13 protein-coding genes are annotated in these 11809 nt (G+C 72.6%); 7 read left to right on the top strand and 6 right to left on the bottom strand.

The window, feature by feature from the left end; translation table 11 throughout:
* Positions 1 to 285: 285 nt before the first annotated feature.
* The 5 genes from FHX81_RS05795 to FHX81_RS05775 all read right to left on the bottom strand — a co-directional run bounded on the left by FHX81_RS05795 (position 286) and on the right by FHX81_RS05775 (position 4175).
* Positions 286 to 498 (bottom strand): hypothetical protein, encoded by a 213-nt coding sequence (locus FHX81_RS05795; protein WP_141975779.1) that lies wholly within the window; start codon positions 496 to 498, stop codon positions 286 to 288.
* Between the two features lie 140 nt (positions 499 to 638).
* A complete protein-coding gene (locus FHX81_RS05790) occupies positions 639 to 1343 on the bottom strand; it encodes a VIT1/CCC1 transporter family protein (RefSeq protein WP_141975777.1) in 705 nt (234 codons plus the stop codon).
* A gap of 613 nt (positions 1344 to 1956) precedes the next feature.
* Positions 1957 to 2502, bottom strand: a complete 546-nt coding sequence (locus FHX81_RS05785; RefSeq protein ID WP_141975775.1) for a hypothetical protein — start codon at positions 2500 to 2502, stop codon at positions 1957 to 1959.
* Positions 2503 to 2689: 187 nt separating this feature from the next.
* Entirely contained in the window at positions 2690 to 3220 is a 531-nt protein-coding gene (locus FHX81_RS05780; protein WP_141975773.1) for a hypothetical protein, read from the bottom strand.
* A gap of 172 nt (positions 3221 to 3392) precedes the next feature.
* Positions 3393 to 4175, bottom strand: a complete 783-nt coding sequence (locus tag FHX81_RS05775; protein WP_246107648.1) for an SGNH/GDSL hydrolase family protein — start codon at positions 4173 to 4175, stop codon at positions 3393 to 3395.
* 135 nt (positions 4176 to 4310) lie between these two features.
* Between FHX81_RS05775 and FHX81_RS05770 the strand changes: the two genes are divergently transcribed.
* The 4 genes from FHX81_RS05770 (at position 4311) to FHX81_RS05755 (ending at position 7827) form a co-directional block, all read left to right on the top strand.
* Positions 4311 to 4859: a TetR/AcrR family transcriptional regulator gene (locus FHX81_RS05770; RefSeq protein ID WP_141975771.1), complete on the top strand. Its 549-nt coding sequence runs from the start codon at positions 4311 to 4313 to the stop codon at positions 4857 to 4859.
* A gap of 50 nt (positions 4860 to 4909) precedes the next feature.
* Positions 4910 to 5590, top strand: coding sequence for a response regulator transcription factor (locus FHX81_RS05765; RefSeq protein ID WP_141975769.1), 681 nt, complete (start codon positions 4910 to 4912; stop codon positions 5588 to 5590).
* Positions 5587 to 6867, top strand: coding sequence for a HAMP domain-containing sensor histidine kinase (locus FHX81_RS05760; protein WP_141975766.1), 1281 nt, complete (start codon positions 5587 to 5589; stop codon positions 6865 to 6867). Before FHX81_RS05765 ends, FHX81_RS05760 begins: the two co-directional genes overlap by 4 nt.
* 243 nt (positions 6868 to 7110) lie before the next feature.
* Positions 7111 to 7827 (top strand): CAP domain-containing protein, encoded by a 717-nt coding sequence (locus FHX81_RS05755; RefSeq protein WP_211363385.1) that lies wholly within the window; start codon positions 7111 to 7113, stop codon positions 7825 to 7827.
* On the opposite strand, the gene FHX81_RS05750 is transcribed toward FHX81_RS05755, so the two are convergent.
* Positions 7809 to 8300, bottom strand: coding sequence for an Lrp/AsnC family transcriptional regulator (locus tag FHX81_RS05750; protein ID WP_141975762.1), 492 nt, complete (start codon positions 8298 to 8300; stop codon positions 7809 to 7811). The two genes, FHX81_RS05755 and FHX81_RS05750, sit on opposite strands and share 19 nt — an antisense overlap.
* Positions 8301 to 8422: 122 nt before the next feature.
* Here FHX81_RS05750 and pdhA point away from each other — a divergent pair, with 122 nt between their 5' ends.
* The 3 genes from pdhA to FHX81_RS05735 are packed head-to-tail and all read left to right on the top strand — an operon-like array spanning position 8423 to position 11800.
* Positions 8423 to 9496 carry a pyruvate dehydrogenase (acetyl-transferring) E1 component subunit alpha gene (gene pdhA / locus FHX81_RS05745; protein ID WP_141975760.1) on the top strand — a complete coding sequence of 358 codons (1074 nt, stop codon included), beginning with the start codon at positions 8423 to 8425 and terminating at the stop codon, positions 9494 to 9496.
* Entirely contained in the window at positions 9493 to 10509 is a 1017-nt protein-coding gene (locus FHX81_RS05740) for an alpha-ketoacid dehydrogenase subunit beta (protein ID WP_141975758.1), read from the top strand. Before pdhA ends, FHX81_RS05740 begins: the two co-directional genes overlap by 4 nt.
* Positions 10502 to 11800 carry a dihydrolipoamide acetyltransferase family protein gene (locus FHX81_RS05735; RefSeq protein ID WP_141975756.1) on the top strand — a complete coding sequence of 433 codons (1299 nt, stop codon included), beginning with the start codon at positions 10502 to 10504 and terminating at the stop codon, positions 11798 to 11800. The genes FHX81_RS05740 and FHX81_RS05735 overlap by 8 nt, the downstream gene beginning before the upstream one ends.
* Positions 11801 to 11809: the final 9 nt, after the last annotated feature.

The raw sequence follows: 11809 nt of genomic DNA, 5'->3' as shown, positions 1-11809 counted from the left end.
ATCCACGCCCGAGAGATCGTCGGCGTGGGACCGCACTCCGTTGTGCGGGAGAACTGCACTAGCTCGTGCGCGCACCTCGCGGCCGGATGGGGCCGCTCGGGAGCGCTTGGCGGTGCACCGGGGTTGCCGGGGTCTTGTGACGATAGTGTGAATTCGCGGTTATGGCTCTAGTCCGACAGGGCGTCGTGGTGAATCACACCCACACTTGACGCCGTTCCGACGAACGGGGTACACCCGGTCGGACCAGAGTTTCGCTCAGTTTCGTGATTTCAGTGCGGTCTGAAATCAGCTTCCGGCTCTGGTGGACCGCCGCGCGCAGGCCACCGCGACGACGGCGCACAGCGCCGCGACGGCGCCCTGCCACCAGGCGGCCTCGCTCACCGCGACGATCAGGTTGACGCCCGAGACCAGCGCGAACAGCGCGGCCAGCAGCGTCCAGAGCCGGCGTTCGGCCTTCTCGCCGCGCAGCACGAGCAGGGAAGTGGGCGGGTGGGTCACGGCGGGCACCTCCAGTCCGGGCCTGTCGCGCTCGACGACGACAAGTCGGCTGCGGGTACCCGCACTTTGCGTACCTCACACCTTCGAGTGGCAACTTTTTTCGCTCGACCCGGAAGGGCGTGTGCGTTGCGTGATCACGGTCAGCCGAGCGTTACGCCGAACAGGAGACCGACGTAGTACGTGACGATCATCGTCAGCGACCCGACGACCACGTTGCGGCGCACCGCGCGGCCCACGCGGCTCGACCCCAGCCGGGCGCTGACCACCCCGGTGAGCACCAGACCGACCAGCACGGCCACCGCGCACGCCCACACCCGCCACTGCGTCGGCGGCAGCACGATGGCGATGAGCGGGATCAGCGCGCCGGCCGCGAACGCCACCAGCGACGCCCACGCGGCCTGCCACGGGCTGGTCAGGTTGTCCGGGTCGATCTGCAGCTCGGCCTCGGCGTGCGCGCGCAAGGGGTCCTGCTCGGTCAGCTCGCGGGCCACCCGCGCGGCCAGCTCCTCGGACAGCCCCTTGTCCTCGTAGATCCCGGCGAGCTCCCGTTCCTCCTCCTCGGGCATCTCGCGCAGCTCGCGCTCCTCCTGCCTCAGCGCGGCCCGCTCGGTGTCGCGCTGCGTGCTGACCGACACGTACTCGCCGCCCGCCATGGACAGCGAGCCCGCGACGAGCCCGGCGACACCCGCCGCGAGGATCGCGGTGCGGTCGGCCGTGGCGCCCGCGACGCCGACGACGAGGCCCGCCGTGGACACGATGCCGTCGTTGGCTCCCAGGACGCCGGCGCGCAGCCAGTTGAGCCTGCCGGAGAGGTCGTCGCGGTGCGGTTCGCCGGGGTGCGTCATGACGGTGATCGAACCACCACTCGGCCAACGGGTGGGGGTCCGGTCGCGAACGGGTGAAGGACTGGACGGCGCGGGGATCACCCCTCCTCGGGCCGGTGTGATCCACTCCACGCTGACGAATCAGGGGGAGCGGTGCTCAGCGGGCGTGCGGTCGTGCCGGGGGGTGGTCGGGTTGGGCGCGTCGACGCTGCTTCCCGTCCCGCCGGGCGGCGCATCGAGCGGTGCGCCGGGTGGGGTGCCCGCGCGCCGGTCGAACGGCCCGCGCCGGTGGGCCGGTGGGCCGGAGTGGATCCTGGTGCACCGCACGGCGACGGAGTACGTGGCCGACGGGCCACGGCGGCACGCGCACGAGCCGGCCCGGTTCTTCCGGTCCGTGCACATGGACGCCCACGGCTGGGGCGGCACCGGGCAGCACCGTCACCACCGCCCGCGGTGGTCTGCCGGCAGTACCCGGCCCCGGCGTCGGAGGTCCGCGGCCACCGCGACTTCCGGGGCGGCACCGTGTGTCCGGGTGACGCCCTGCACGCGCTGCCGCCCCGGTTGCGCGCCGAGGTGGCCCTGGCGGTGCGGCTCTCGCGGATCGGTCGCCGAGGAGGTCACCCTGGGTGGCCGGTCAGCCGGCTTCCACGATCCGCCACTGCGGTCCGTTGACCCAGGTGGCTTCGAGGCTGGAGCGGTGGCCGGGGCTGGTGAACTCGACCACGACGGCGGCGGCGGGTTGTTCGACGGTGGCGGCGAAGCCCTGGCGCGGGGTGGCGGAGATCGGTTCCATGTCGCGCGCGGAGAAGCTGATCGCGGCCACCCCGCCTTGCAGCGGGAAGCTGCGGAGGTAGACCGGTTGGCCGTCGCGCTCGGTCCAGGTGCCGTTCTCCGACGGGAGGGGTGGCGCGGTGGTCGTGGTGGTGGTCGGCGCGACCGTCGTCGTGGTCTGGGCGAGGGTCGCGATCACCGCGACCGTGGTGGTCGTGGTGGTGGGTGCGGCGGTGGTGGTCGTCGTGGTGGTCCTGGCGATGGCGGACGACTGGGTCGGTCCGGCGACGACGCGCGGCCGTTCGGGGACGCCCGCGTCCAGCACGAACCGGATGCCCAGCCACGACAGCACCACCGCGACCGCCGTCGACGCCGACCACGCGGCGAAGTACTGCAGACCCCTGGTCACGCCGACATACTGCCGGCGGGGCCGGTGCCGTGGCCGCCGGTGGTCGGCACGTGGCGGCCGGGGCGGTCGGGGGTGGTGAGTCGATCGGTGGCGTCGGCTCTCATCCCGCTGCGGGGACGATCCGCGAGGCCGGGCGATGTGGAACTCGCGGCATCGGCGTCCCTTCCACACCGGGGGACGCGCGCCGTTACCGGGCGGCACCGGATCGATCCGTGGACTTCTCTTCGTTGAACTTCAGCTCGGCTGACATCCGGGCATGGTTGACCAGGTGATAGACCGCCATGCTCAGGGAAAATGCCGTTGCGAAGATGCCGAGTCCGGTTTGCCACCCGGCCGACAGCCATCGCGTGTAGCCGTCCATGACGACCTGGCCGATGACCTCGGGCACGCGGTCCGGATTGTGCTGGACCCACAACCCGGACCCGGTAAGGCTGCCCAGCAGTCCGAAGATCCCCGCGATGGCCAGTTGGTCCCTGACGTCACTCCTGGTCGGCGGCTGGGTCGCGTGGAGGTAGCGCTCCAACTCGTACTCGAGATGAGCGGTCAGTTCCTGGTAGACGTGGCTATCGGGTGGCGTGGCTTCGACGAGGTCCGCTGCGGTTTTCGCTCGCGCGGCTAAGCGTGCTCTGCGGTGGCCGTCTTTGAGCAGGAAGACCGTGATGGCGGCAATCGGGGCGAGAACGGCGGTCAGCAGTCTTATGGAGAAGTCGAGTGTCATTCCTCCATCTTCACCGGGACCGGGGAACGCGGTGCATGCCACGCCGCTCCCGGCACCCCGCGTGTCCCGATGAACCCGAGTTCAACGCTCAGGACGGCGATCCGTGTTCTGAGCGTTGAACTCGGGTTCTCTGAACGTAGGACTCCCGGGACCCGGAGGTAGGACTCTCGGGTCAGGAGGTGGCGGAGTTCAGCAGGGGGAGGTAGCCCTGGGCGTAGCCGGTGGCGTTGGGGTGGAACGACTCGACCAGGCGGAACAGGGAGAACGAGTTGATCCACGGCGAACGGCCGCACGCGCCGTGGCCCGCGAAGTGGGCACGGGCGTCGACGTAGCGGACGCCGGCGGCGGCGGCACGGGCGGAGATCACGGCGTGCAGTTCGTCGGAGCCGCGGTTGAGGGCCGTGCGCTTGGTGGCGCTCATGCAGGTGCCGTCCGGTTCGACCAGGTGCGGGTAGCCCAGCACGACCACGGTGGCGTTCGGCGCGCGGTCGCGGATCGTGGCGTAGGTGGCGTCGAGCCGTCCGGGCAGCGTGGTGCGCGCGGTCTCGATGCCGGTGTTCACGGCGTTGACGCAGCTCGTGTCGCTGCCGGTGACGCAGGTGACCATCGTGTTGGCGAAACCGACGTCGTTGCCGCCGATGGTGATCGACACCAGGTCGGTGCCCGCGTCCAGCGACGCGAACTGGTCGGTCATGCTCTGCGTGGTCGCACCGCCGCAGGCCGCGTACTTGAACGACGACACCTCGTGCGTGTTCGCCCACAGCTGGGCGTACCCGCGGGAACTGCGGTAGCACGAGCCGCTCAGGTACGGCGGCGCGCCCGTGCCCGAGGAGTACGAGTCGCCGAGGGCGACGTAGTCGACCGGGGCCGCGGCCTGCGCCCCGGCCGGGCTCAGCACGACGGCCAGGGCGGCGGGCAGCACCGCGCACACGATCCGGAGCAGACGTCCGCGCACGTCGAGTCCTTCCTCGAAGGTGACCTGGGTGAAGGCGGCGGATCACCGACGTTACGAAGGCGTTCCGAGGGATCACAGCCGGTGCTATTCTCATTACCTGCGAGTAACCTCCGTCTGCTCCGCCGGGGTGCCGCCATGACCGTTCCGCGCCGCAGCGACGCCCTGAGGAACCGGGCGGCGATCATCCGCGCGGCCGAGGAGCTGCTGGTCCGCGGCACGACGCCGTCACCCGCGCGGATCGCGCGCCTCACCGGTCTCGGCCAGGCCACGGTGTACCGGCACTTCCCGGACCGCCGCGCGTTGCTGCTCACGGTGGCGCGCAAGCACTTGGAACTGCTGACCGACGCCGCCGAGCGCACCGCGCACGACCCCGCCGCGTTCCGCGTGCTCCTCCACGCGGTCATGGCCTACCAGGTGTCCATGCGCCCCTTGGTCGACGAGCTGCGCCGGTTCCCCGAACCCGATCGGCGCGGGCACGCGCGCCGGCTGCTGGACGCGCTGCGCGGCCCGTTCGACCGGTCGCGGGAAGCGGGGCACCTGCGGCACGACGCGGTGCTGGACGACGTGCTCGTGGTGCTGACCATGCTCCAGGCCGCCGTCGACCGGACGCCCGACCCGCAGCGCGCGATCCCCGTGCTGCTGGACGGGCTGTTCCACCCCGAACCGGACCGCGTGCCGGGGTAGCGCCGGGGGAGCCGACCACCGCGTCACCCGATCGCGTTACGGTGCGCGCCATGGTCTCGGTGCTGCTCGTCGAGGACGACCCGGTGGTGCGGTCGGCGGTGAGCCGGGCGCTGACCGGGCTCGGGCACGCGGTGCTGCCGGTGGGCACGGCGCTGGAGGCGTTGCGCGAGATCACCGGTGGCGGGTTCGACCTGGTGGTGCTCGACCTCGGCCTGCCCGACATGGACGGCGCGGACGCCCTGCGCATGATGCGCGGCGTGTGCGACGTGCCGGTCATCGTGGCCACCGCCCGCGACGACGAGACCGAGATCGTGCGGCTGCTCAACGCGGGCGCGGACGACTACGTGGTCAAGCCGTTCTCCAGCGAGCACCTCGCCGCGCGGCTGTCGGCGGTGCTGCGCCGCGCCCGCAAGGACGCCGAGCCCGCCACGTTCCGGATCGGCCGCCTCACCGTGGACCCGGACCGCCGCGAAGCGCGCCTGGACGGCCGCGAGCTCAACCTGACGCGCAAGGAGTTCGACCTGCTGGCCTACCTCGCCGCGCGCGAGGGCAAGGTGGTGCCGCGCGCCGAGCTGCTGGCGAACCTGTGGAACCTGCCCGGCAGGCACGACGACCAGACGCTGGACGTGCACCTGTCCTGGTTGCGCCGCAAGCTCGGCGAGCGCGCCGCCCAGCCCCGCTACCTGCACACCGTGCGCGGTGTGGGGTTCAAGCTCACGGCGGCCGAGTGAGGAGGTCGCTCGCCCTCGTCTCGCTGGCCGTCACGTCGATGGTCGCGCTCGCGTTCCTGATCCCGCTCGCCCTGGTGGTGGGGCAGCTCGCCGAGGACCGCGCGCGTGCCGACGCCGAACGCCTCGCCGGGGCCCTGACGCCGGTCCTGGTGATCACGTCCGACCCGGCGTCGGTCGGGCAGGCGCTCACCAGCACCGCCGGCCGGGTCGCCGTGCACCTGGCCGACGGCGAGGTCGTCGGCGTGCCCGTGGCCACCGACGAGCAGCTGCGCACCGCGCGTGAGCAGGGGTTGGCGTTCACCGAACCGATCCCGGCCGGTCTCGTGCACCTGCAACCCGTGCTGCTGGGCGAGGGCCGGGTGGCCGTGGTGGAGGCGTTCGTGCCGCGGGCCGAGCTGACGCGGGGCGTGGAGCAGGCGTGGCTCGCGCTCAGCGGCGTCGCCGTCGTGCTGGTGCTCGGTTCCGTGCTGGTCGCCGACCGCCTCGGCGCGCGGGTGGTGAGAGCCTCCGCCGCGCTCGCCGACGGCGCGCGGAAAATGGGTCAGGGCGATCTCGCCACCCGGGTCGTGCCGAGCGGACCGCCGGAATTGCTCGACGCGGGCGTGGCGTTCAACCGGATGGCCGATCGCATCGGCCAACTGGTGGCCAATGAGCGGGAAATCCTGGCCGACCTGTCGCACCGGTTGCGCACCCCGCTCACCGCGTTGCGGCTCGATTCGGAAATCCTCGGGCAGGACCCGAACGCCAACCGCGTCCGGCAGGCCGTGCACGCCCTGGAACGGGAGGTCAACGAGCTGATCCGGGCCGCCCGCCGCGAGCTGGACGACCCCGACGGCGGCCGGTGCGACGCGGCCCAGGTCGTGCACGACCGGCTCGTGTTCTGGTCCGCGCTCGCCGACGACCAGCAGCGGCTGTGGAACCTGCGCGGCACCGAGCGGCGCGCCCTCGTCCCGCTCACCCGCAGCGACCTCGCCGCCGCCATGGACGCGGTGCTGGGCAACGTCTTCCGGCACACCCCGGAGGGCGTCGGGTTCGTCGTCGCGCTGTTCCACCAGCCCGACCGGGTGGTGATCGTGATCGAGGACGCCGGGCCGGGCATCGACGACCTGGAGGCGGCGCTGCGGCGGGGGAGCAGCGGCGCGGGCTCGACCGGCCTCGGCCTCGACATCGCCCGCCGGGCGGCCGAGGCCACCGGCGGCTCGCTCCTGGTCGACCGGGGACCGCTGGGCGGCACGCGGGTCCAGCTCCGGCTGGGCCGCGCCGAGGAGCCAGCCTGACCCGAGGTCCCTTTTCCGCGCCTGATGCGACCCTTAAATGTTCCTTAAATAAATAGTTGTTGACAGTTCCGGTCACCGCGATAAAGTCATTCACGGAATCAGGTTCGACCGCAGCGCTCTCCCCCTTGCCCGGTCCACCCGATTCTCCCTTCGGTGCGGCGACCGCGGGCGCTTACCCTGCGAAGAAGCGTCCGGCGGTCGCCGCGCCCGAAATGCCGCCGAATGCAGATTGAGGTTTTCCGCGTGTCGCGCAAGAGCCGCGTGCTGCCCGTCGCCGTCGTCCTCGCCGCCGGGCTGGCCCTGGCCGGGTGCGAGCACCCGGACGGCATGGCCCTGATCGCCGCCAGTGCCACGACCACGGTCCGCACCGCGCCGCAACCGGACGCCTTCGCGGCGACCACCGCGCCGCCGACGTCGGAGACCGCGCCGTCCGCGCCGGGCACGACGACCTCCGTGCCGGCTCCGACGACGACCACCACGACTGCCACGACCACCACGACCCAGCCGCCCGCGCAGCCCCGGACCCGGGCCGAGTCGCCCGCGCCGACCCCCGCGGCCGCCACACCGACCAGGACCGAGGCCGAACTGGCCGAGGCCAAGGTGCTCGAGCTGACCAACGCCGAACGCGCCGCGAACGGCTGCCCCGCCCTGGCCGCCGACGACCGGCTCGCCGCCGCCGCACGCGCGCACAGCGCCGACATGGCCGCCAACAACTACTTCGACCACGTCTCGCAGGACGGCCGCAGCTTCGTCGACCGGGTCAAGGCCGCCGGCTACCCCGCGCCCGGCGCGGAGAACATCGCCGCCGGCCAGCGCACCGCCGAAGCCGTGGTCAAGGGGTGGATGGACTCGCCGGGCCACCGGGCCAACATCCTCAACTGCAAGCTCAAGGCGCTCGGCGTCGGCATGGCCCGCGGCGGTTCCTACGGCATCTACTGGACTCAGAACTTCGGCTGGTGACCGTCCCGGTCGTGCCCGCCCGCCGGCAGCTCGTCCAGGACGAGCACGGTGTGGCTGGACGTCACGTCCGGCATCGTCTGCAGCCGTGACAGCACCAGGTCCCGCAGGCTGTGCGCGTCGGGCGCGCGCACCAGCAGCACCAGGTCGTAGTCGCCGGACACCAGCGCGCCGTGCCACACCTCCGGGATCTCCATCACCCGCTGCCGCACGGCCTTCCAGGAGTGCTGGCTGATCTTGAGGTAGACGTAGGCGGAGATGCCGAAGCCGTAGCGCTCCGGGTCGACCACCGCCGCGTACCCGGTGATGACGCCGTCGCGGTGCAGCCGCTCCACCCGCGAGTACGCGCTCGCCCGGGAGATGTGCAGCTTCTCCGCCAGCGACCGCATCGACAGCCGCCCGTCCGCGCGCAGCTCCTCCACGATGCGCCGGTCCAGCGCGTCCAGGGGTGCCGAATGTCCAGCCCGTGCCGTCATGTGGCCGACCATAACCCTCCTGCGCGGCCATTCGTCCGGATTGCGGGCCCGGATCTGGAACTTTGGCCGGTGTGAGCTGGACCATGCCCTCCATCTCGCCCCTTGAGACACCGGAGGAGCCCATGGCCCGCACCCGCGCGCCCGAGCGGACGTTGCTGCCCAGCGACGAACCGCTGTCGCTGCTGCGCAAGGACGGCACGCCGGTGGACGACTCGCCGCTGTCCATGCCCGACGACGACGTGCTGGTCGAGCTGCACCGCCGGATGGTCATCGGCCGCCGCTTCGACACGCAGGCCACCGCCCTGACCAAGCAGGGCAGGCTCGCGGTCTACCCGTCGTCCCGCGGCCAGGAGGCGTGCGAGGTCGGCTCGGTGCTCGCGCTGCGCCCCACGGACTGGCTGTTCCCGACCTACCGCGACTCGGTCGCGCTCGTGACGCGGGGCGTCGACCCGGCCGAGACGCTGACCCTGCTGCAAGGCGGCTGGCACCTCGGCTACGACCCGTACGAGCACCGCGTCGGCCCCCAGTGCACGCCGCTGGCGACCAACACGCTGCACGCCGTCGGCTTCGCGCACGCCGCCCGGCTCAAGGGCGAGGACGTGGCGGCGCTCGTGCTGCTCGGTGACGGCGCCACGTCCGAGGGCGACACGCACGAGGCGCTGAACTTCGCCGGCGTGTGGAAGGCGCCGGTGGTGTTCCTGGTGCAGAACAACGGCTACGCGATCAGCGTGCCCATGTCCAAGCAGAACGCGGCGCCGTCGCTGGCGCACAAGGGCGTCGGGTACGGCGTGCCGTCCGTGCTGGTGGACGGCAACGACGTGGCCGCCGTGCACGCGGTCGTGCGCGAGGCGCTGGAGTCGGGCGGGCCGACGTTGATCGAGGCCCTGACGTACCGGATCGAGGCGCACACCAACGCCGACGACGCCACCCGCTACCGCACCTCCGACGAGGTCGCGGCGTGGCTGGACCGCGACCCGGTCGACCGGCTGGAGGCCTACCTGACCTCGCGCGGCCTGCTGGACCACGCGCGCCGCGCGGCGGTCGCGGCCGAGGCGGAGGAGTTCGCGGCCTCCGTGCGGGCGAAGCTGAACGTCGACGTCGAGCCGTCGCCCGAGGACCTGTTCGAGCACGTCTACGCGACCACGCCGCGCCACCTGCGCGAGCAGGCCGCGCTGCTGCGGGAGGAGCTGGCATGACCGCGGTCGTCGCGCAGGAGTCGCAGCTCTCCCTGGCCGGTGCGCTCAACCGGGCGCTGGCCGACGCGCTGGCCGCGGACCCGACCGTGCTGGTGTTCGGCGAGGACGTCGGCGCGCTCGGCGGCGTGTTCCGGGTGACCGACGGGCTGGCCGCGCGGTTCGGCGAGCAGCGCGTGTTCGACACGCCGCTGGCCGAGTCCGGCATCGTCGGCACCGCCATCGGCATGGCGATGAACGGGCTGCGGCCCGTGGTGGAGATGCAGTTCGACGCGTTCGCCTACCCGGCGTTCGAGCAGATCACCAGCCACCTGGCCAAGTTGCGCAACCGCACCCGCGGCCGGGTGGAGCTGCCCGTGGTGATCCGGGTGCCGTACGGCGGCGGCATCGGCGGGGTCGAGCACCACTGCGACTCGTCGGAGGCCTACTACACGCACACGCCGGGGCTGCGGGTGGTCACGCCCGGCACGCCCGACGACGCCTACCGGTTGCTGCGCGACGCGATCGACTCGCCCGACCCGGTGATCTTCCTGGAGCCGAAGCGTCGGTACTGGGCCAAGGGCCCGCTGTCCGACGAGCGGATCGGGTTCGACCGGGCGGTGGTGCGGCGGGCCGGGCGTGACGTCACGTTGATCGCGTACGGGCCGATGGTCGCGACCGCGCTGGAGACGGCCGAGGCGGCGACCGAGGAGGGTTGGGACGTCGAGGTCGTGGACCTGCGGTCGCTGGCACCGTTCGACGACGAGACGGTGTGCGCCTCGGTGGTGAAGACCGGGCGCGCGGTGGTCGTGCACGAGGCGTCCGGGTTCGGCGGGTACGGCGCGGAGGTCGTGGCGCGGGTGACCGAGCGGTGCTTCCACCACCTGCACGCGCCGGTGCTGCGGGTGACCGGGTTCGACATCCCCTACCCGCCGCCGAAGCTGGAGGAGCACCACCTGCCGAGCGTCGACCGGATCCTGGACGCGATCGGCCGGTTGCAGTGGGACGACGAGGTCGTGGGGAGCTGCGGTGCCTGACTTCCGGCTGCCCGACCTGGGCGAGGGGTTGACCGAGGGCGAGATCGTCACCTGGCTGGTGTCGGTGGGCGACGAGGTGTCGATCGACCAGCCCGTGGTCGAGGTGGAGACGGCGAAGGCCGTGGTCGAGGTGCCGTGCCCGTTCGAGGGCGTGGTGAGCGCTCGGTTCGGCGAGCCGGGGGAGAAGCTGGCCGTCGGCTCCGTGCTGCTGACCGTGGGCGACCCGGGACCGGAGTCCTCCGAGTACTCCGGCAACGTCCTCATCGGCTACGGCACGTCCCAGACCACGCGCCGACGCCGCCGCCCCCGCGAGTCCGACGCTCGGACCGCGAGTGTCGTGCGTTCGGAACACCCGAGTTCAACGCTCGGCACACCCGAACCGGCCACCATCCCGCCCGCCCGTGCCGCTGCCGAGCCCGCCGGCGGCGGCTCCGGCTCCGGCACGACCGCGGCGAACGGGTCGGCCCCCGCGGTCATCTCGCCGCTCGTGCGGCGACTGGCCCGGGAGAACGGCCTCGCGCTCGACCGGATCCGCGGCACCGGGCCCGGCGGCGTCATCCGGCGCGCCGACGTGGAACGCGAGCTGGCCGCCCGCGCCACCCCCGCGCCGGCCGCACCCGCTCCCGGTCGGCGCATCCCGTTGCGCGGCCTGCGCGGCGCGGTCGCGGCGAAGCTCGCCACGTCCCGCCGGGAGATCCCCGAAGCGACCGTCTGGGTGGACGTGGACGCCACCGACTTCCTCGCCGCACGCGCCGCGATGCCGTCGGTGTCGCTGCTCGCGCTGCTCGCCCGCTTCACCGTGCTCGGCCTGGGGAAGTTCCCCGAGCTGAACTCCCGCGTCGAGGGCGACGAGGTCGTGGTCCTCGACCAGGTCCACCTCGGCTTCGCCGCCCAGACCGACCGCGGCCTGGTGGTGCCCGTGGTGCGGGACGCCCAGTCCCTGACCACCGCCCAGCTCGCGTCCGCCATCGCCGCGCACACCGCGTCGGCACGGGAGGGCGCGCTCACCCCGACCGACATGACCGGCGGCACGTTCACGGTCAACAACTACGGCGTGTTCGGCGTGGACGGCTCGGCCGCGATCATCAACCACCCGGAGGCCGCGATCCTCGGCATCGGCCGCATCATCGACCGACCGTGGGCCGTGGACGGGCAACTGGCCGTGCGCAAGGTCGCCCAGCTCACGCTCGCGTTCGACCACCGGGTGTGCGACGGCGGCACGGCGGGCGGGTTCCTGCGGTTCGTCGCCGACTGCGTCGAATCCCCGATCACCGCCCTGGCCGACCTCTAGCCTCGGTGG

The sequence above is a fragment of the Saccharothrix saharensis genome, assembly GCF_006716745.1.
Taxonomy (GTDB): domain Bacteria; phylum Actinomycetota; class Actinomycetes; order Mycobacteriales; family Pseudonocardiaceae; genus Actinosynnema; species Actinosynnema saharense.
Note: the sequence above shows the minus strand (reverse complement) of the source record. Positions and strands in the feature narration are given on the sequence as shown.